Annotated in this window: 24 protein-coding genes; 13 read left to right on the top strand and 11 right to left on the bottom strand. The window is 37.1% G+C overall.

Going from position 1 to position 20,347, the window contains the following annotated elements:
• The first annotated feature begins 340 nt into the window (after nucleotides 1-340).
• Nucleotides 341-1,021, top strand: a complete 681-nt coding sequence (locus KI356_RS12840; protein ID WP_128281991.1) for an MgtC/SapB family protein — start codon at nucleotides 341-343, stop codon at nucleotides 1,019-1,021.
• 130 nt (nucleotides 1,022-1,151) lie between these two features.
• Nucleotides 1,152-2,147, top strand: coding sequence for an ion channel (locus KI356_RS12835; protein ID WP_128281990.1), 996 nt, complete (start codon nucleotides 1,152-1,154; stop codon nucleotides 2,145-2,147).
• Here KI356_RS12835 and KI356_RS12830 read toward each other — a convergent pair.
• Together KI356_RS12830 and KI356_RS12825 are read right to left on the bottom strand one after the other, a co-directional pair.
• Nucleotides 2,134-2,547, bottom strand: coding sequence for a YugN-like family protein (locus KI356_RS12830; RefSeq protein ID WP_128281989.1), 414 nt, complete (start codon nucleotides 2,545-2,547; stop codon nucleotides 2,134-2,136). The two genes, KI356_RS12835 and KI356_RS12830, sit on opposite strands and share 14 nt — an antisense overlap.
• A 108-nt stretch (nucleotides 2,548-2,655) precedes the next feature.
• A complete protein-coding gene (locus KI356_RS12825; protein ID WP_212935597.1) occupies nucleotides 2,656-4,008 on the bottom strand; it encodes a glucose-6-phosphate isomerase in 1,353 nt (450 codons plus the stop codon).
• A 287-nt stretch (nucleotides 4,009-4,295) separates the two neighbouring features.
• Here KI356_RS12825 and KI356_RS12820 point away from each other — a divergent pair, with 287 nt between their 5' ends.
• The gene (locus KI356_RS12820; protein WP_002124440.1) at nucleotides 4,296-4,529 is read left to right on the top strand and encodes a DUF378 domain-containing protein; all 234 of its coding nucleotides are present in this window, start codon (nucleotides 4,296-4,298) and stop codon (nucleotides 4,527-4,529) included.
• Between the two features lie 112 nt (nucleotides 4,530-4,641).
• Here the strand turns inward: KI356_RS12820 and yugI are convergent, their stop codons facing one another.
• The 3 genes from yugI to KI356_RS12805 form a co-directional block, all read right to left on the bottom strand.
• Nucleotides 4,642-4,986 carry a S1 domain-containing post-transcriptional regulator GSP13 gene (gene yugI, locus KI356_RS12815; RefSeq protein WP_002124438.1) on the bottom strand — a complete coding sequence of 115 codons (345 nt, stop codon included), beginning with the start codon at nucleotides 4,984-4,986 and terminating at the stop codon, nucleotides 4,642-4,644.
• A 254-nt stretch (nucleotides 4,987-5,240) separates the two neighbouring features.
• On the bottom strand, nucleotides 5,241-6,431 hold the full coding sequence (locus KI356_RS12810) for an aminotransferase (RefSeq protein ID WP_128281988.1): 1,191 nt from the start codon (nucleotides 6,429-6,431) through the stop codon (nucleotides 5,241-5,243).
• Complete coding sequence (locus KI356_RS12805; protein ID WP_002124435.1) at nucleotides 6,428-6,925, bottom strand: Lrp/AsnC family transcriptional regulator; 498 nt, start codon at nucleotides 6,923-6,925, stop codon at nucleotides 6,428-6,430. Before KI356_RS12805 ends, KI356_RS12810 begins: the two co-directional genes overlap by 4 nt.
• 84 nt (nucleotides 6,926-7,009) lie before the next feature.
• On the opposite strand from KI356_RS12805, the gene KI356_RS12800 reads away from it, so the two are divergent.
• On the top strand, nucleotides 7,010-8,002 hold the full coding sequence (locus KI356_RS12800; RefSeq protein ID WP_212935596.1) for a 2-hydroxyacid dehydrogenase: 993 nt from the start codon (nucleotides 7,010-7,012) through the stop codon (nucleotides 8,000-8,002).
• 229 nt (nucleotides 8,003-8,231) lie between these two features.
• Entirely contained in the window at nucleotides 8,232-9,071 is an 840-nt protein-coding gene (locus tag KI356_RS12795) for an alpha/beta fold hydrolase (RefSeq protein ID WP_128281986.1), read from the top strand.
• A 211-nt stretch (nucleotides 9,072-9,282) separates the two neighbouring features.
• On the opposite strand, the gene KI356_RS12790 is transcribed toward KI356_RS12795, so the two are convergent.
• Complete coding sequence (locus KI356_RS12790) at nucleotides 9,283-9,534, bottom strand: DUF1871 family protein (RefSeq protein WP_002124429.1); 252 nt, start codon at nucleotides 9,532-9,534, stop codon at nucleotides 9,283-9,285.
• 117 nt (nucleotides 9,535-9,651) lie between these two features.
• Between KI356_RS12790 and KI356_RS12785 the strand changes: the two genes are divergently transcribed.
• Nucleotides 9,652-10,806, top strand: a complete 1,155-nt coding sequence (locus tag KI356_RS12785; RefSeq protein WP_212935595.1) for a MalY/PatB family protein — start codon at nucleotides 9,652-9,654, stop codon at nucleotides 10,804-10,806.
• Nucleotides 10,807-10,837: 31 nt separating this feature from the next.
• Here the strand turns inward: KI356_RS12785 and KI356_RS12780 are convergent, their stop codons facing one another.
• Together KI356_RS12780 and KI356_RS12775 are read right to left on the bottom strand one after the other, a co-directional pair.
• Entirely contained in the window at nucleotides 10,838-11,377 is a 540-nt protein-coding gene (locus KI356_RS12780; protein WP_128281984.1) for a superoxide dismutase family protein, read from the bottom strand.
• 68 nt (nucleotides 11,378-11,445) lie between these two features.
• Nucleotides 11,446-11,622 (bottom strand): hypothetical protein, encoded by a 177-nt coding sequence (locus KI356_RS12775; protein ID WP_000982763.1) that lies wholly within the window; start codon nucleotides 11,620-11,622, stop codon nucleotides 11,446-11,448.
• A gap of 171 nt (nucleotides 11,623-11,793) precedes the next feature.
• On the opposite strand from KI356_RS12775, the gene kapB reads away from it, so the two are divergent.
• Nucleotides 11,794-12,177, top strand: coding sequence for a kinase-associated lipoprotein KapB (gene kapB, locus KI356_RS12770; RefSeq protein WP_212935594.1), 384 nt, complete (start codon nucleotides 11,794-11,796; stop codon nucleotides 12,175-12,177).
• Between the two features lie 40 nt (nucleotides 12,178-12,217).
• On the opposite strand, the gene kapD is transcribed toward kapB, so the two are convergent.
• Nucleotides 12,218-12,841 (bottom strand): 3'-5' exonuclease KapD, encoded by a 624-nt coding sequence (gene kapD / locus KI356_RS12765; protein ID WP_128281983.1) that lies wholly within the window; start codon nucleotides 12,839-12,841, stop codon nucleotides 12,218-12,220.
• A 289-nt stretch (nucleotides 12,842-13,130) separates the two neighbouring features.
• Here kapD and KI356_RS12760 point away from each other — a divergent pair, with 289 nt between their 5' ends.
• Complete coding sequence (locus tag KI356_RS12760; protein ID WP_002124414.1) at nucleotides 13,131-14,456, top strand: ArsB/NhaD family transporter; 1,326 nt, start codon at nucleotides 13,131-13,133, stop codon at nucleotides 14,454-14,456.
• A gap of 183 nt (nucleotides 14,457-14,639) precedes the next feature.
• Here the strand turns inward: KI356_RS12760 and KI356_RS12755 are convergent, their stop codons facing one another.
• The gene (locus KI356_RS12755) at nucleotides 14,640-15,107 is read right to left on the bottom strand and encodes a hypothetical protein (RefSeq protein WP_212935593.1); all 468 of its coding nucleotides are present in this window, start codon (nucleotides 15,105-15,107) and stop codon (nucleotides 14,640-14,642) included.
• A 118-nt stretch (nucleotides 15,108-15,225) separates the two neighbouring features.
• On the opposite strand from KI356_RS12755, the gene KI356_RS12750 reads away from it, so the two are divergent.
• From KI356_RS12750 to KI356_RS12740, 3 genes are all read left to right on the top strand, one after another.
• On the top strand, nucleotides 15,226-15,939 hold the full coding sequence (locus KI356_RS12750; protein WP_212935592.1) for a DNA alkylation repair protein: 714 nt from the start codon (nucleotides 15,226-15,228) through the stop codon (nucleotides 15,937-15,939).
• Nucleotides 15,940-16,539: 600 nt separating this feature from the next.
• On the top strand, nucleotides 16,540-16,695 hold the full coding sequence (locus KI356_RS12745; RefSeq protein ID WP_212935591.1) for a hypothetical protein: 156 nt from the start codon (nucleotides 16,540-16,542) through the stop codon (nucleotides 16,693-16,695).
• A 203-nt stretch (nucleotides 16,696-16,898) separates the two neighbouring features.
• Nucleotides 16,899-18,275, top strand: coding sequence for a glycine--tRNA ligase (locus tag KI356_RS12740; RefSeq protein WP_128281981.1), 1,377 nt, complete (start codon nucleotides 16,899-16,901; stop codon nucleotides 18,273-18,275).
• Nucleotides 18,276-18,465: 190 nt separating this feature from the next.
• Here KI356_RS12740 and KI356_RS12735 read toward each other — a convergent pair whose 3' ends face one another.
• A complete protein-coding gene (locus KI356_RS12735; protein ID WP_002034550.1) occupies nucleotides 18,466-18,849 on the bottom strand; it encodes a hotdog fold thioesterase in 384 nt (127 codons plus the stop codon).
• A 96-nt stretch (nucleotides 18,850-18,945) separates the two neighbouring features.
• Here KI356_RS12735 and KI356_RS12730 point away from each other — a divergent pair, with 96 nt between their 5' ends.
• Both KI356_RS12730 and KI356_RS12725 read left to right on the top strand, forming a co-directional pair.
• Nucleotides 18,946-19,689, top strand: coding sequence for a DUF3298 and DUF4163 domain-containing protein (locus KI356_RS12730; RefSeq protein WP_212935590.1), 744 nt, complete (start codon nucleotides 18,946-18,948; stop codon nucleotides 19,687-19,689).
• A 50-nt stretch (nucleotides 19,690-19,739) separates the two neighbouring features.
• Nucleotides 19,740-20,333 (top strand): biotin transporter BioY, encoded by a 594-nt coding sequence (locus tag KI356_RS12725; protein ID WP_212935589.1) that lies wholly within the window; start codon nucleotides 19,740-19,742, stop codon nucleotides 20,331-20,333.
• Nucleotides 20,334-20,347 lie beyond the last annotated feature (14 nt).

Below are 20,347 nucleotides of genomic sequence, written 5' to 3'. Positions count from 1 at the left end.
AGTTTTCAAAGAACTACTTGGTCGCTCATTTGCGACTTCCTTATGTTAACATCTTCGTTTTTCGATGTCAACTAAGTTTTTCAATTTCTTTTTTGTCGTTTTCTGCGTTTCCGCATCAGCGACGGTTATTAATATATCATGGGGGAAAATGAAATGCAACACCTTTTATAAACTTTTTTAAAAACCACCCACATTTCTTTTTTAATATCATATACTTAAACGAACTATCTCTTTCATTTCTAAGTAATTCCTACATATATTCTATATAAAGTCACTCTATCCCAAAACATTTCTTTCTATATAAATGTTTTATTCCTATATCATACAAGGAGGAATATATATGGACTACGCCGATTTATTACTCAAACTAGGTCTCTCAGCTATTTTAGGATTCGCCATCGGTTTAGAGCGTGAATTAAAACGGAAACCACTCGGTTTAAAAACGTGCTTAGTTATTTCTATAATTAGTTGCCTCCTGACGATTGTTTCTATTAAAGCAGCTTACAACTTACCGCATACCGATCATATGAATATGGATCCACTTCGACTCGCCGCTCAAATCGTATCCGGAATCGGATTTTTAGGTGCCGGCGTTATTTTACGAAGAGGAAATGATAGTATTGCAGGACTAACAACTGCCGCTATGATTTGGGGTGCTTCCGGTATTGGTATTGCCGTTGGAGCTGGTTTCTATATCGAGGCTACTTTTGGAATGTGTTTCCTTATGATTAGTGTAGAACTTATACCATTAACGATGAAATTTATAGGCCCTAAATCATTTCGTCAACGTGATATCGCAGTGAAACTTGTTGTGCGCGATATGGACAATATTCCAATTGTAATTGAAGAGATAAAAGAAATGGATATAAAAGTTAAGAATATGAAGCTCAAAACATTAGAAAATGGTGCTCACTATTTACACCTTAAATTATCTATCGATCAAAAACGGCATACTGCTGATGTTTATTATGCTCTTCAGCATCTTGAAAGTGTCCAACAAACTGAAGTTGAAAGTATGTAATATGAAATAAAGTGAAACTTTAATCAGCCCGCACCAATCGGAACAAACTCTCTTTTTAATTAGAGAGTTTTTCTTTTTTCTATAATGGTAACAATGAATGTAGTCCTGAAAAGTAAGGAGGAATAGGAAGTTGAAATCCCGTCCGAATTTAGTAGATACATTTCGTGATTCCATTATTTTTCGTTTAATTTGTTTTATTATTGTACTTACTGCTTTTTCTGGCTTTCTTATACATACACTCGAGCCAGCTCACTTCACCACATGGTTCGACGGGGTTTGGTGGTCAATCGTTACCATTTTCACCGTTGGATACGGTGACTTTGCACCTCATACAACGATAGGAAAACTTATTGGTATAGGCATTATTTTATTAGGAACTGGATTTTGTTCTTATTATATGGTTCTATTCGCTACCGACATGATTAATAAACAATATATGAAAATTAAAGGAGAAGAAGCCGCTACCTCTAATGGTCATATGATTGTCGTTGGCTGGAATGAACGTGCAAAACATGTTGTAAAACAAATGCATATATTACAACCGAACCTTGATATCGTTTTAATTGATGAAACACTTTCTTTACTTCCAAAGCCATTTCATCATTTAGAATTTATAAAAGGTTGTCCGCATCACGATCAAACTTTATTAAAAGCTAACATTACAACAGCTCACACTATATTAATAACAGCGGATAAAGAGAAAAACGAAAGCTTAGCAGATACACAATCCATTTTAAATATTTTAACTGCAAAAGGACTTAATCCAAACATTCACTGCATCGCTGAACTTCTTACTTCTGAACAAATCCAAAATGCAACGAGAGCTGGCGTATCAGAAATTATAGAAGGAAATAAATTAACGAGCTATGTATTTACCGCTTCTCTTTTATTCCCTTCCATTTCAGGTGTACTATTCTCACTTTACGATGAAATCTCTGATAACAAATTACAACTGATGGAGCTTTCCTCGTCCTGCATAGGACAAACTTTTGCAAATTGTAGCTATACTCTTTTAAAGCAAAACATTCTCTTACTAGGCATAAAACGCGACGAGCAATACATGATTAATCCAGTCCATTCCTTTGTTCTCATTGAAAGCGACATACTCATTGTTATTCGCCATTAAAAAAATGTTTTTCTAGTTCTTGCACTAACACTTTCCCAATATTGATATACTTTCTCTTCACATCTCCATCTGGATCTTTCGGCTCAGCAAATTGATCAAATCCACTCGTTCCAGCTGTTAACGCATTCACATTATCATCTAGTTCGTCTTCATATACGTGCGAAAGAATATACGGTGTTTCAAGACGGACTACTACACCAGGAACATCTAGTTCTCCATCCACCGCTGTAAATGGTACTCGTAAAAATTGATAGCCATCTTCTTCGCCGATTTTATAATCAAAACATCCTTTATCATAATCCCAATTGCCACCAATATTATATCCAAGTGGTTTCATAATTTCTTCTAACTTATATAACGCATATGTACGTCCTTCTAAATTTGATTGAATCGGAAGCAAGCCCATCCCTCCTAGACTTTTCCTTTAGCATACCCATTCCAGTTTTAATATACCGATGTACTTTTCGATAAAATAATAAAAAGCGACCGGAAATCCGGTCGCCTTTTATTATTTTAAACGCTCTTCTAATTCTGCTTTTAACTCTTCAAATCCTGGCTTACCAAGTAAAGCAAACATGTTTTTCTTGTATGCTTCTACTCCTGGTTGATCAAATGGATTTACGCCTAGTAAATAGCCGCTCATCGCACATGCTTTTTCGAAGAAGTATACAAGATAACCGAATGTGTACTCATTTAATTCAGGGATGTTTACGATTAAGTTTGGTACTCCGCCATCGCTATGTGCAAGTAATGTACCTTCGTATGCTTTCGTGTTTACGAAGTCTACAGTTTCACCAGCAAGGTAGTTTAATCCATCTAAATCGTTGTCATCTAATTCGATTTTTAGTTCATGTGTAGATTTACCTACTTTAAGAACTGTTTCGAATAAGTCACGACGACCTTCTTGAATGTATTGACCTAATGAGTGTAAATCAGTTGAGAAGTTTGCTGAAGATGGGAAAATACCTTTTTGATTTTTTCCTTCACTTTCACCAAATAACTGTTTCCACCACTCTAAGAAGTATTGAAGTGCTGGCTCATAGTTAACAAGCATTTCAATTGTTTTCCCTTTATTGTAAAGAGCGTTACGAACTACTGCATATTGATAAGCTGGGTTTTCTTCCAGTTCTGATGTCGCGAAGTCATCATGACCAGCAGCTGCACCTTTCATCATCTCTTCAATATTTAAACCACTTACTGCGATTGGTAATAAACCAACTGGTGTTAATACTGAGAAACGACCGCCAACATCATCTGGAATTACGAATGTTTCGTAACCTTCGTTATCAGCTAATGTTTTTAATGCACCACGTGCTTTATCTGTAGTTGCATAAATACGTTTGCGAGCTTCTTCTTTTCCATATTTCTCTTCTAATAACTTACGGAAAATACGGAATGCGATTGCAGGCTCTGTTGTTGTACCTGATTTGGAAATAACGTTAATAGAGAAGTCTTTATCTTCTAATACATCCATTAAATCTTTCATGTAAGTGGAGCTAATGTTTTGTCCAACAAATAGCACTTGTGGAGTTTTACGTTGTTCTTTAGAAAGCGTGTTGTAGAAAGAATGGTTTAACATTTCGATTGCTGCACGTGCTCCTAGGTAAGAACCACCGATACCTACAACAAGTAAAATGTCAGAGTCATTTTTAATTTTTTCTGCGCATTTTTGAATGCGAACGAATTCTTCTTTGTCATATTGAAGCGGAAGCTCTACCCACCCAAGGAAATCGTTCCCAGCTCCAGTTTTTTCGTGGATTGCATGATGTGTTACTTTCACTGCATCACGTAAATAAGTTAGTTCATGTTCACCGATGAAGGATAACGCTTTAGAATAGTCGAACGTTACATGTGTACTCATCTTTTTCCCTCCAATTATGTATATGTATTTCTGTATTCACTTTAGCGAAACTAAAGTTGTAAATCAAGCGATTCAATAATTGTAAACGTAACCATTATTTATTTTTTAGAAAAAGTTCATTTTTTGCATAAAAATTCGCATTTTTCGGTATAGATGTATATACATCGTTTTCCGTACATTTATTTTTCATGTATAAAAACAACAAAACTATACCATTCTATAAAGGAGTTAAATTTTCTTATTAACTCTTCACTTGCTCATGCTTCACATTAAGGGGGGGCTTTTTCATGAGTACATTGCAACGTATCGCATTAGTCTTCACTGTAATCGGTGCTGTTAACTGGGGACTGATCGGGTTCTTCCAGTTTGACTTAGTAGCAGCTATTTTCGGTGGACAAAACTCCGCTCTTGCACGTATTATTTACGGCATCGTTGGTATTTCTGGGCTTATCAATCTTGGTTTACTATTTAAACCATCCGAAAATCTCGGTACTCACCCAGAAACACATGAAATTCGATAGTCAGTATGTCTTTTTCACCTCCGACATACGAATATGATTGCATGCAATCATATTTGCAAATATATATATCATAAGTCAAAGTAAAAGAGGAACGCTCATATGCGTTCCTCTTTTACTTTATTACCTCCGATTCTTCAATCCATTCTGCTAGCTTTTCTCGCAGCGTATTAAATCCGTCCTTAGATGGATTCGGTATAAGAATCCTTCCTTGTTTTCTTTTCGCCGCTTTTAACGATAAACTCATTTTTCTGTGCTCTTCATCAATTGAAAGTACTTTTACTTCTACTGTATCGCCGACTTTTAAAAAGTCATGAATATCCTTTACATAGCCATTTGTAATTTCAGATATATGCACAAGTCCTTGTGTTTCTGCATCTAACGCTACAAATGCACCATAATCTTGAATTCCAGTCACTTTCCCTGTTACAACCACTCCTGTTGTATATTGTTCTGACATATGAAACACTCCCATACGTTTACCATTTTCTCTACAATTGTAGATAGCAAAGCAGATGTATTTATTGTTAAATATCCGATTGGTTAGTACTTATCCTCAGTAAAGCTATCTAGGATAAGTACACCTTATATTAGTAAATTATACCACTATGATAGAACTCATTCAAAATTCACGAAAAAATTTCCTGTAATACGTATAATTCTCCAATATTAGGATAGAATACTAACACATGGCTTTCTAGTATTCCCCCCCTTTTATGGACAAAACGTATTGTGTTTTGTCCTTTTTTTATTCTCTATGAACCGTTCCATTCTCTTCATTGCTTCCATAAGTTGCTCAAGCGATGTTGCATATGAACAACGAATAAATCCTTCACCACTGTCGCCAAATACACTTCCGGGAACAACAGCTACTTTTTCTTCTAATAATAACTGTTCTGCGAATTCTGCTGAAGATAGTCCGGTTGAAGCAATGGAAGGAAAGACATAAAATGCTCCGCCCGGTACATGACACGTTAAGCCCATTTCATTGAAAGATGTCGTCATAAAGTTACGACGCTTTTTATAGCTATCTCTCATTCGAATTACTTCATCATTTCCTGTACGTAATGCTTCAAGTGCTGCAAATTGAGACATCGTCGGTGCACACATCATTGAATACTGGTGGATTTTGAGCATTAATTCTGAAAATTGAACAGGAGCTGCAATCATCCCAAGACGCCATCCCGTCATTGCAAATCCTTTTGAAAACCCTGAAATTAAAATTGTATGGTCACGCATATTTTTAATACTCGCGAAACTCGTATATGCTTCGTCATATACGAGTTCTGCATAAATTTCATCAGATAACACGATTAAATTATACTTCTCAACAATAACTGCTAGCTTTTCTAATTCGGATTCATTTAGCATTGCGCCTGTTGGGTTATTGGGGGAACAAAGTAATATTGCCTTTGTTTTCGTTGTAATAGCTGCTTCAACTTGATCTGGCTGTACTTTAAATTCATCTTCTAATGAAGTCGCTACCGGAACTGGAACCCCGCCCGCTAACGTAACAAGCGGTGCATACGAAACGAAACTTGGTTCAATAATAAGTATTTCATCATCAGGGTTTACAATAGCACGCATCGCTACATCTAACGCTTGACTCGCTCCAACTGTAACAATGATTTCATCATTCGGATCATAAGATACTGCAAATTGTTTTTTTAGATACTTTGCTATTTCTTGACGGAGCTCCAATAATCCTGCATTTGCTGTATAGGCTGTATATCCTTGCTCTAAAGAACGGATACATGCTTGCCTTATATTCCAAGGTGTAACAAAGTCCGGCTCCCCCACTCCAAGTGAAATAACGCCTTTCATGCTTACCGCTAAATCAAAAAACTTTCGTATACCGGACGGTTGTAAAGATTCCGCTACTCTAGATAGGTCAAATTGCTTCACGGTGTCACCACAATTCTCTTATCATCATCTGTCTTTTCATAAATAATGCCCTCATGTTTATACTTCTTCAAAATAAAATGAGTTGTTGTAGAAACGACAGATTCAATTGTTGCTAATTTCTCAGAAACAAACATCGCTACTTCTCCCATCGTCTTTCCTTCTAATGTAATAGAAAGATCATATGTCCCTGACATTAAATACACGGATTTCACTTCTGAATAACGATAAATTTGTTCAGCAACCGCATCAAAACCAACACCGCGCTTCGGTGTAACTTTCACATCAATCATCGCCGTTAAACCAGTATGTTCTTTCACTTTTGTCCAATCGATATGCGTTACATAGTCCACGATAATCTTTTCGCTTTCTAATTTCGCAACCATCTTTTTCGCTTCTTCTACTTCTATATTTAACAGCTTCGCTAATGTATCTACAGATAAACGACTATTCTTCTCAAGACAAGCTAATAATTCTAATTCCTTTTCAGTCACCATATAATTCATCCCTCCTATTCGTTTGTGTCTAAATTATACAAATACTCTTTCCTGTTTGAAAAGAAGATTTTTTTTGAGAATTATGTGAAAATAAAAAGGAAAGGGGATGGAACCTTGAAACCAAAAGTATATATTGCCGAACCAGTTCCAACATTTGTAGAAAACTATTTATCAGAACACTGTGATTACGAAAAATGGGATCAAAATGAGAAAGTACCTCGTGATGTTCTAGTGGAGAAAATACAAGATAAAGACGGGTTATTAAATTTCGGATCTGCTATTAATGAAGAATTGTTAGTTGCAGCTCCTAACTTAAAAGTCGTGAGCAACATTTCTGTTGGTTACGATAATTTCGATTTACAAGCGATGGAAAAGCGAAATGTCATCGGAACGAATACACCATACGTATTAGATGATACGGTAGCTGACCTCGTTTTCGCTCTTATGTTATCTGCTGGTCGTCGTGTTTGCGAACTCAATTCATATGTAAAAAACGGTGAATGGAATGCTGAAATCGGAAAAGAACACTTCGGACTAGATGTGCACCATAGTACAGTCGGTATTATTGGAATGGGACGAATCGGAGAAACTGTCGCAAAACGCGCGAAGTTCGGATTTGATATGAACGTTCTTTACTATAATCGTCGTCGTAAAGAAGAAGCTGAACAAAAATTCAATGCTACATATTGTGATTTACAAACACTACTCAAACAATCTGATTTTATTGTGCTTCTTACTCCATTAACAGATGAAACGTATCATCTTATCGGTGAAAAGGAATTTTCACTAATGAAAGAAACAGCAATTTTCATTAATGCTTCTCGCGGGAAAACAGTGGATGAAGCAGCGTTAATCCATGCGTTAACAGAAAAGAAAATCTTTGCAGCAGGCATTGATACCTTTACACAAGAGCCGGTTCAAAAAGATAATCCGCTCTTATCATTACAAAACGTTGTAACTTTACCACACATCGGATCTGCAACATTAAAAACAAGGCAGCAAATGGCAATGACAGCTGCTGAAAATTTAGTGGCAGGATTACAAGGAAAAACACCACCTAATATTGTACGTGGGTAATTATAAAGTGAAACTTTAATCAACCCTCACCAATCGGGATTTTACGGGCAGTTATCTCCCACCTAACTTCCTCGCATTCGCCGAATTTTGAGGTGAGAGTCTTACTGCCCGCAAATAGCGGGATAAATACGCGAAAGGCAAGATGACATCGTCATCTTGCCTTTTTTTGTTAACATATTTTTTTCTTATCTGGAGATGATATGAACAAAAATCAATGGAGTGACAAAAAATGAACCATGAATGCAAATGCCCTTACTTCACTTTTTCCACTCGCGGCACTACTATTCATTACGAATTGTATGAACATAATACTAAAAAAGAGCGACCTACTTTCGTACTCATTCACGGCTTCCTTTCTTCCTCATTTAGCTATCGACGACTCATCCCTTTATTAACGAAAGAAGGTACAGTAATCGCTCTTGATTTACCACCGTTCGGAAAAAGTGATAAGTCTCATCTCTTTAAGTATTCTTATCAAAATTTAGCGGCTATTATTATCGATTTAATAGAACATTTAGCTCTCTCAAATATTGTATTAGTCGGTCATTCTATGGGGGGACAAATTTCACTCTATGTAAATAGGCTACGCCCTGAATTAATTTCAAAGACGATTTTACTATGTAGCTCTAGTTATTTAGCACGCGCAAACTTACCTTTACTGTACTCCTCTTATTTACCGTTCTTCCACTTATACGTGAAGAACTGGATTATTCGAAGGGGAATCGTTCATAACTTAATGAATGTCGTTCATGACCATTCATTAATTGACAATGAAATGATGGAAGGCTATGCTGCTCCTTTTTATGATGATCGTATATTCCCTGCTTTAACTCGAATGATAAGGGACCGTGAGGGTGACTTATCTTCAACTGAATTACAAAAAATCGAAACCCCAGTATTACTCATTTGGGGTGAAAAAGATCGCGTCGTTCCTGTACATGTAGGACGCCGTCTCCATAAAGACCTACCTAATTCAACTTTCATTTCTTACGAAAATACAGGGCACTTACTCCCTGAAGAAAAGCCCGATCATGTTTATGAAGAAATTATTGCGTTTGCGACGCAATAAAGTGAAGCTTTAATCCGTGGGAGGTTCTATCCCCACGGATTATTAGCCTTCACCAATCGGGATTTTACGGGCAGTTTGATTTCTCGCCTAACCTCTTTGTTTCAACCGAATTTTGAAGCCAGAGTCTTACTGCCCGTTAAAACGGGATAAAGTGAAGCTTTAATCAATCCGAATGAAAATAAACAAAAAGGCTGTCGGAAATTCCGACAGCCTATAATGAACAACTTCCGCCTTCTTTTAATACAAGTAACTCCTCAGCTAATTTCTCACATTTTTCAAGCGCAGGTACTTCCTCAAAAGACATAAAGTATATATGTTGAATCTTCTTTGCTATATATTTTGAATCGTCGAACACACTTGCGACGTTCACAACATCGCTTGCTTCTGTTTCATAAAATTCTGGTCCCATTTGAAATGGGTCCCAATTTTTCACAACCTCTATCATCTTTTCATATGTACCCATCTACTTCCCGCCTTTTCACTTTTTAATGCTTTTCTTTATCGTATCATATCAGCTATTCTATAAGAAGAGAGAGAATTTTCACAATTCAATGTTTTCACAGAAGAAAGGGGCAAACATATGCAGCTATTTCATAAAACGGTAAATCGGCGAGGAACACACAGTACAAAATGGGATACATATAAAAACGAAGAACTCCTTCACGCTTGGATTGCCGATATGGATTTTGAAGTACCAACACCAATTCAAACTGCATTACAAAAACGTATAGAACATCCCATTTTCGGCTATACACTTCCTCCTGAAAATATCGGGGATATTATTTGCGACTGGGCAAAAAGCCAATACAATTGGGATATACAAAAAGAATGGATTGTATTTAGCGCAGGCATCGTTCCAGCTCTTAGTACAAGCATACAGGCTTTAACGAAAGAAGGAGAATCCGTACTCATACAACCTCCTATTTATCCACCATTTTTTGAAATGGTCACAACAAATAACAGGCAATTATGTGCGAGTCCATTACGTAAACAAAATAACATATATAAGATAGACTTCGAACATTTAGAAACTCAATTTCAACAAGGCGTAAAACTGATGCTTCTTTGCAGTCCTCATAATCCTATCGGACGAGTTTGGACGAAAGAGGAACTAACAGAGCTTGGTGCGTTATGTACAAAATATAATGTAACCGTTATCGCAGATGAAATTCACGCCGATATTATTTACGCGGGGCATTCTCATACACCATTTGCTTCTTTATCCGAAGAATTAGCAGCGCGCACCATTACTTGTATGGCTCCGAGCAAAACATTTAATATCGCTGGATTACAAGCATCTATCATTATTATTCCGAATGAAAAACTCCGTCATGCCTTTACGTCTGTTCAACATCGACAAGGGTTTCACGGATTAAATATATTTGCTTATACAGCAATGCAAAGTGCATATACAGAATGTAATGATTGGCTAAGTGAAATTCGATTATACGTTGAAGATAACGCTCGATTTGCTTGTGAATATATTGAAAAGCACATACCTACTCTTTCCGTAATTAAACCTGAAGGTAGCTTTTTATTATGGATTGATTGTTCTCATCTAAACCTTTCTCAAAACGAGCGAACTACATTACTTGAGGATAAAGGAAAAATCATTGTTGAACCTGGTGAAAAGTACGGATTGGGCGGAGAAGAACATATTCGAATTAACATCGGTTGCCCAAGATCTGTTTTAGAAGAAATTTTAAACAGACTTCGCTATACATTTTCAACATAATAAAAATAGAAGCTACCATCCACGGTAGCTTCTATTTTTTCTTCATATCCGACGCTTTTTTAACAATAACACCACAAGCAATTCGGTCACCAGATTTTCCAGCTGGTTGTGTCATGCCATCATCAGCGTTTTCTGTAATAATAATAGACGCTCCATCTTTTCTATGAATCGTCGTTTTTCCTTCTTTAAGCGTTATATGCGGTGCATCAATTTCTGCTTTAATCTTTCCAGAACCATCCGCCACTACATTCGGTAAATCACCATTTTCCGCACCTTTCGGATTCAAGAGCCCATGTTCTTTATTATCTGGATTAAAATGATTCCCAGATGATTCGAAACGAGGCGCTTTACATTCTCCGATTTCATGTACATGTATCCCGTGTGGTCCTGGTGCAAAGCCTTCCCCTTTAATCTTAATTTTCACTCCACTTGTTTGCTCCACTACTTTCGCAGTCCCTACTTCATCTCCTGAAGCATTATGTAATTTCACGTCAATTTCTTTCGGCTTTCCTTGGTCACAACCCGCCATCAGAAATAATAAACAACAACTGAAAAAAAGCCGTCTTTTCATTCAATTCCCTCCAAAATACTTTCTGCCCTTAGATTGTCCGAGCATAGAGGGAAACATACAAAAATGAATTACTGTTTCTTTTCAGCTAAAAGCTTTTCTTCTACTTTCTGTAATCGCTCTGCTTCTCGTTTTGATACACGAATAAACATACGCCACGTAGCAACCGCACCGATGATAAATAGAACGCAAACAATACCTGGAATAATATATTCTGTTTTATCTTCAGGAAAATATAAAGGCATCATATACAACACTCCTTATCAGGGAATTTATGAAAATAATTAACATCAGAATTTTCTGTTATATCATTTTAAATTATAGTTGAAGCCTGTCACATTCTCAAGGACATTCAAAAATCAACTGATTTCTTTGACTCCTTCTCATACTTTCCTTACTATAAACTTGAGGTGAAAAATATGAGAGAAACATTTGAAATTGGTGAAATCGTTACTGGCATTTATAAAACTGGAAAATACATCGGCGAAATTACAAATAGCCGTCCTGGCAGTTACGTCGTAAAAGTATTAGCCGTTTTAAAACATCCAGTGCAAGGTGATTTACATAATGTAAAACAAGCTGACGTACCATTCTTCCATGAAAGACGCGCTTTAGCTTTTCGTGAACAGACGAACATTCCAGAGCAAATGGTGAAGAAATATGAAGGAGAAATTCCAAATTATACAGAGTCACTAAAATTAGCATTAGAAACTCAAATGAATTCATTTTCTGAAGATGATTCACCTTTTGCGGGGCGTAGTCTAGAAACACTTCAGCAATTGAAGCAAGATTACAAACTTTAAAAAACAAAACGACCAAATTACATAGTTTGCAATTTGGTCGTTACTGTGTACTCACTCTCTTTAACACTTTCGAAAAATCAACAAGTTCCCCTAATGTCGGAGGTGCTGGTTTGACCAAATACTCTTTATCTTTTTCTACTAACTTAAAAATATTATATGTCGTCATCGCATCATCAAGCGCACAATGATGCTTTCCTGTTCCTGCTTTTCCATATGCCTCAATTGCCTTCCACAGCCCTGTTTGATTTCTCTCTCCAAAAAACTTCTTATACTCAAGCGATAAATCACGACACTGTCCAAAGAATGGAAATTCTACTCCCGCCATTTCGCAGTTATGCTTTAAGACTTTCATGTCCATATTTCCCCACGTTACAATTGTCGGTTTACATCTCTTTTCATATTCTGCAAGTTTCTCAACAAGTTCATGAAAAGAAACTCCTTTGTCCACTACTTCCTGTTTAATTCCTAAAAATTTTTTACATCGATCCGTTAAAGACGGAAATGTTTTCGGTCTAACATGCGATGCATACGTATCTTCCACCTTACAACCAACAACTGAAACGAGTCCGACCTCAATAATTTCTGGAAAAAAACCTTTTGGTTTTTTTCTATGCTGGGGCATCGTAAACTCAAAGTCTAAAAACAAAAATCGTTGTTCATCCATACGATCCCTTCCTTATCATCTTTGTCATTCCTTTCTATTTGACACTCCTACACGAACAAGCTCGAATGCTGATTCCATTTTAAATATTCAGATTGGATGTATCTTATATATATGTCAAATACCCACAAATATTTTTAAAAATAAGAAAAAATGACCTATGCAGAAAATATGACAAAATAAACCCTTTCATTTACATCCGCCATTTTTCTACTCTATAATGACTTTATGTGTGTTTCTTCTAGAACATTTTTGACACACTAAGAAAAGTGAACGAAAGGAGATGAGAGTTTTGCACGAAACAACGCAAGAGCTCGCAAACTGGCAGTATTATTTTGCTATCGCAGTCTTTTTAATTACATATGCCATTATTATTTCTGAAAAAATCAACCGCGCTGTCATAGCACTTCTTGGCGCAGCACTTATGGTAATTGTAGGGGTCGTTGACTTACACAACGCCTTTACGAAACATATTGAATGGGGAACAATTACGTTACTTATCGGTATGATGATTCTAGTAAATATTACAAGTAAGTCAGGGGTCTTCCAATACGTTGCCATTAAAGCCGCAAAAGGAGCACAAGGAAATCCAATTAAAATTTTAATTTCACTTTCCTTACTTACCGCGCTTGGCTCCGCATTTTTAGATAACGTTACAACTGTACTTCTTGTTGTTCCAGTTACTTTATCTATTACGCGCATCTTGCAGGTAAATCCTGTTCCATATTTACTTTCTGAAATTATTTTTTCAAACATCGGGGGAACAGCAACATTAATTGGTGATCCGCCAAATATTATGATTGGTTCTGCTAATAAACATTTAGACTTCAATGCTTTCTTATTCAACTTAGCACCAATCGTAATCATCATTATTGCTGTTACAGCGACAATACTTTACTTCATGTACCGTAAGCAATTAATCGCTGATCCTGTACAAATTAAAAAGTTAATGAGCTTAGATGAAAAACAATACATTAAAGATCCAGTATTAATGAAGAAATCTTTAACAATACTTGGACTTACTATTTTAGGTTTCATGACTCATTCCATTTTCCATATCGATGCAGCTATCATCGCCTTAACTGGTGCTACTGTACTTATGCTAATTGGTGTGAAAGAACATGAAATTGAAGAGGTATTCGCAAGTGTAGAATGGGTAACAATCTTCTTCTTCGCGGGACTATTCGTACTCGTTGGAGGACTTATCGATATCGGGCTTATCAAAATGTTAGCTCAAAAAGTAATTGGAATAACAGGCGGAGATATTTCTCAAGCATCTATCCTTATTCTATGGGTATCTGGTATCGCCTCTGCAACGATTGATAATATTCCGTTCGTTGCAACAATGATCCCACTTATTAACGATATGGCAGTTGGGCTAGGTTTATCACCTTCTGACGCACAAATTGACGTACTATGGTGGGCATTAGCATTAGGTGCTTGCTTAGGTGGAAATGGAACATTAATCGGTGCTTCTGCTAACGTAATCGTAGCCGGAATCGCAAGTCGTGAAGGACATAAATTCAGCTACATGGAATTCCTTAAAGTCGGCTTCCCAATTATGATCGTTTCATTAATCATTTCTCATATTTACATTTACTTACGCTACCTTATGTAATAGAAAAAAGGGCTGTCCCATGTGGCAGCCCTTTTTCTTTTTTCCTTAGTAAACGAAACTATATTAACGATTTTTTAAATATATCTATCACACCTTACAATATATCAACGATTCTACACGAAATATCGATTTACCGACAAAGAGCCGTTCCAAAATGCCTTTGGAACAGCTCCCCACATAGATCTACTCGTTATACCTCATCGGTTCATTTCGAATAATGAATAAATGAATCGGCAAGAACACCGAAAATGTGATTACATGAATAATCGTAAATAGTATCGCATTCGTTCCGTATCTATCTAAAATGGCGTAAATGAGATAAATAGACAGTACAAGCGATACAGCTATTGCTAATAAATATATAATTGGTACGAAATTAAAAATGAAACATGCAACATATATGCCGAATACTTTCCACCCTGCTTCTTCTTTCAAGAAATCTGGTAATTTATCCTTCGCTAAATCACCCCATATCTTACTATTTAAAAAAGGAATAAACGCAAGAACACCATCCGTTGCACCATCATTTTTCGCCATCGTATAAAGTGCAAAAGCCGTTAACAAATACGAAATGATTGCCCAAATACATATAACAAGAATAAACGCAAAACTAAGAGCAAAGAAACCTGCTAGTACGTCTTGATTTTCCATCTTATCCTCTCCTCTCTACTCTCAACATATTTCATTACAGTGCAAGTTATGTTTTAAAATTCACCCAAACTCTCTGTATAATAATATGAGAAAGATAATAAGAGAGGAGCACATACCTATGCATCCATTTGTAAAAGCATTACAAGAGCATTTTACAGCTCATCAAAATCCCGAAAAAGCAGAACCAATGGCACGTTATATGAAAAATCACTTCCCGTTTCTCGGTATTCAAACTCCCGAGAGAAGACAATTATTAAAAGACGTCATTCAAATACATACTCTTCCAGATAAAAAGGACTTCCAAATTATCATACGTGAGCTTTGGGAATTACCAGAACGTGAATTTCAAGCTGCCGCACTCGATATCATGCAAAAATATAAAAAACACATAAACGAAACTCATATCCCATTTCTAGAAGAACTTATTGTCACAAAATCTTGGTGGGACTCTGTTGATAGTATCGTCCCTACCTTTTTAGGTAGTATCTTTTTAAAACATCCAGAATTAATTTCTGCCTATATTCCAAAATGGATTGCATCAGACAACATATGGTTACAACGTGCTGCAATTTTATTCCAGCTAAAATACAAACAAAAAATGGACGAAGAACTGCTTTTCTGGATTATTGGACAACTACATTCTTCAAAAGAATTTTTCATTCAAAAAGCGATCGGCTGGGTCCTTCGTGAATATGCAAAAACAAAGCCAGATGTCGTTTGGGAATACGTTCAGAACAACGAACTCGCTCCGTTAAGCAAACGTGAAGCAATTAAACATATTAAACAAAATTACGGAATAAGTAACGAAAAAATAGGCGAGACTCTATCATAGATAGACGCGTTCCTCTATTGTGATTTAAAAAAGAACGTGATAGAATATGTTCATTATTAATATAAGTAGCGATGACGGACTTATAAGTACTTGCACAAAAGCGATTCAGGGATAGTGAAAGCCTGAAACCGCAAGGAAACGGCAGTCTCGAGCAATACGTGATGAAAGTGGATGCGTCAAATGCGCATCAACTAGGGTGGAACCGCGGGTATATACAAGCTCGTCCCTAGGCAGAATTGCCTAGAGACGAGCTTTTTTGTATTTAAAAATTAAAAGCGCAAGCGGCTCGTTCAAAATGTGAGGGGGATGGAGCTTCTGACATAGAGGCGCTTTTGGCCTCGGCGGAAGAAGCGAAGCCACCGAACATTTTAGCCGCTGGAGCTAGATATCAACTAAAAGCGGAGGTGACTTGCTCAGAACAGGAGGGCATTGGAGCTCCTGACGAAGAGGCGCTTTTGGCCTCACAGGAAGGCGCGAAATGACCGACTGTTCTAGTCACCGGAGCTGGATAATTTAAAAGCGAAAGTGGCTCGTTCAGAATCGCAGGACACTTCAAGCTCTCGACCTTGAAGCGCTTTTTGCTTCGAGCGAGAGAGCGAAATGACCGGAGATTCTAGCCGCTGGAGCTGGATATACCTTAAAGCGCAAGCGGCTCGTTCAAAATGTGAGGGGGATGGAGCTTCTGACATAGAGGCGCTTTTGGCCTCGGCGGAAGAAGCGAAGCCACCGAACATTTTAGCCGCTGGAGCTAGATAATTTAAAAGCGAAAGCGGCTCGTTCAGAATCGCAGGACACTTCAAGCTCTCGACCTTGAAGCGCTTTTTGCTTCGAGTGAGAGAGCGAAATGACCGGAGATTCTAGCCGCTGGAGCTGGATATTCCTAAAAGCGGCACCCCCCGTTTCCAAAGTACCCATCACGTCATCGCCAATACGTTAACTTTCAAAAGGAGGATTTTATTATGTATTCAATGGAACAAGTTGTAAACTTAGCAAAACATCGCGGTTTCGTTTTCCCTGGTTCTGAAATTTACGGTGGTCTTGCAAACACTTGGGATTACGGTCCACTTGGAATCGAACTAAAAAATAACGTTAAAAAAGCTTGGTGGAAAAAATTCATTCAAGAATCTCCACATAACGTTGGTTTAGATGCAGCTATTTTAATGAACCCAAAAACTTGGATCGCTTCTGGTCACGTTGGTAACTTCAACGATCCAATGATCGACTGTAAAAAATGTAAAGCTCGTCACCGTGCTGACAAATTAATTGAAGATGCATTAGATGCAAAAGGCATCGAAATGGTTGTTGACGGTCTTACTTTCGACCAAATGGCTGACTTAATGAAAGAACATGAAGTAAAATGTCCTGATTGCGGTAGTGAAGAGTTCACTGAAATCCGTCAGTTCAACTTAATGTTCAAAACATTCCAAGGTGTTACAGAGTCTAGCACAAACGAAATCTTCCTTCGTCCTGAAACAGCACAAGGTATTTTCGTAAACTTCAAAAACGTACAACGTTCTATGCGTAAGAAACTTCCATTTGGTATCGGCCAAATCGGTAAAAGTTTCCGTAACGAAATCACACCTGGTAACTTCACATTCCGTACACGTGAATTCGAACAAATGGAACTTGAATTCTTCTGTAAACCTGGTGAAGATTTAGAGTGGTTTGCATTCTGGCGTGAAACTTGTAAGAACTGGTTACTTTCACTTGGTATGCATGAAGAAAGCATGCGTCTTCGTGACCATGGTGAAGAAGAGTTATCTCACTACAGTAACGCAACAACTGATATTGAATTCAGATTCCCATTCGGTTGGGGCGAACTATGGGGCGTTGCATCTCGTACAGACTTCGATTTAAAACGTCACATGGAACACTCTAACGAAGACTTTAACTATATCGATCCACAAACGAATGAGCGTTACGTGCCATACTGCATCGAGCCATCTCTAGGTGCAGACCGTGTAACTTTAGCATTCTTATGTGATGCATATGAAGAAGAGCAATTAGAAAATGATTCTCGTACAGTTCTTCGTTTCCACCCTGCTTTAGCACCATATAAAGCAGCAATCTTACCATTATCTAAAAAGCTATCTGAAGGTGCTACTGAAGTATTCGCAGAACTAGCTAAAGACTTTATGGTAGACTTTGATGAAACTGGTTCTATCGGTAAACGTTACCGTCGTCAAGACGAAATCGGTACACCATTCTGTATCACATACGACTTCGACTCTGTTGAAGACAAAGCTGTTACAGTACGTGACCGTGACACAATGGAACAAGTTCGTATGCCAATTAGCGAACTAAAAGGTTTCTTAGAGAAGAAAATCCAGTTCTAATTATAAAGTGAAACTTTAATCAGTGGGGGTTTTGTTCATCCCCCGCTGATTATTAGTTGAACCAATCGGGCGTTTACGGGCAGTTGATCTCCCACCTAACTTCTTTGCTCCAGCCGAATTTTGAGGTGGGCGTTTTACTGCCCGTTAATGCGGGATAAAAAAGAGGCAGCTCATAAGAGCCGCCTCTTTTCTATTTTTCACGTTTTTCTTTAATTGCTACTGTACATCTTGATATGCATAGTAACTCATCATTTTCATCAATGATGCGAATATCCCAAACCATTGTCGATTGCCCTCTATGTATCGGTGTTCCGATTGCTGTTACAATTCCATCTTGCTTTGAGCGGATATGATTTGCATTAATTTCTAATCCGAAACAAATACATTTCTCTTGATCAATTAAATTGTATGAACCAACACTTGCCACAGTTTCTGCCAATGCAACAGATGCACCGCCATGTAAAAATCCAAACGGCTGATGTGTACGTTCATCAACAGGCATTGTAGCAACTACTTTATCCTCTGTCATTTCTAACAACTCAATTCCAAGCGAATCCATTAAAGTTTTTGACATATCGTTTTCAACCTCTCTCACTTCAAATCAAATGTATAATTTTACCTACTTACTTTCAAACTACCTATAACACTTATATAAGGAGGTTTCACCTAAATGAAACAGAAATTTTGTATACTATTGCTTATGTTCTCCTTGCTGACTATTGTACCAAATTGTGCAATAACAGCCAAAGCATCCAACCTGACAATCAATGTTAAGACTGTAACGCAAAAAGGTAAGAAACCTTATATAGAATATCAAATTAATAGGCCTTCCTTTCAAAACTTTTCTGATTCAAAATTTCAAAATAAGCTAAATTCCTATTACAAAAACTCTACTGCTAAATTTAAAAGTAAATTAGAAAAAGAAGCGAAGAAATATTATAAAGAAACAGAAGGATCTAGCACACCTTTTCATCCATACATTGCAAATGTTGACTATAAAGTAGCTTTAAACAAACCACCTTTCCTAAGTCTATATGTGAATTACTATCAATATACAGGCGGAGCGCACGGACTTTATACGTGGAAGGCAAATACATTTGATTTAAATGAAAAAAAATTATTACACTTAGACGACTTATTTCAACAAGAGGATAAATATAAAGAAATACTTCGCACAGAGATTGTAAGACAAATTAAACAAAATGAAAGCATTTATTTTCCTGATGCAGTCGAAAAAGTAACGAGTACAAAAAAGTTTCACTACTTTTTAGAACCGGATAATCTTGTGATTTATTTCCCTTTATATGAAATTGCTCCTTATTCAAGCGGAATCCCGCAATTTCGTATTCCATACACATTGCTTAGAGACTATTTAAAGTCTTCCTATCAAAATATTTTGATTGACAACAAGTAAATATTTTCGCTACGATATTGTTAACCAAATCACAACAGGAGGTTAACAATATGAAAAGATTTCATGTTTTAGATTTAGCATTAGCTGCCATGTTCGTCGCTCTTATGGCTATTGGTGCAAATATTGTATCTTGGGCACCATTCCTACAAATAGCGGGAGTTCCATTATCTATGCAACCATTTTTCGCAATTCTAGCAGGTCTTCTTCTCGGAAGTAGACTTGGGGCATTATCAATGACTGTTTACATGCTTGTTGGAGTAGCAGGTGCGCCAATCTTCGCTAACTTCAAAGCTGGATTTGGAGCACTTTTAGATCCTACTGGTGGTTTTATTATCGCATTTATTATCGTTGCTTACGTATCAGGAAAACTAGTAGAACAAAAAGAAAAACCAACATTCAGTACATTTGCGATTGCCTCTTTCACAGGAATCATTTTAACGTATATTATCGGTACTACTTACATGTACGGGGCAGTCAATATTTTCATGGGTGGTAATATGAGTTATAAAGCCGCTTGGATGATTATGATGTGGTTCGCAGTGAAAGATATTGCATTTACAATTGTCGGTGCTATTATCGCACCCCGCATATACTATGCTGTACGTCGTTCCGCTTATCAGCATTCTCATTCGACGATTTCATAATAAACAAGGAGCTG

Source organism: Bacillus hominis (assembly GCF_018332515.1).
Taxonomy (GTDB): domain Bacteria; phylum Bacillota; class Bacilli; order Bacillales; family Bacillaceae_G; genus Bacillus_A; species Bacillus_A hominis.
The sequence above is the reverse complement of the archived record's forward strand: the minus strand, read 5'-3'. Positions and strand labels throughout refer to the sequence as shown.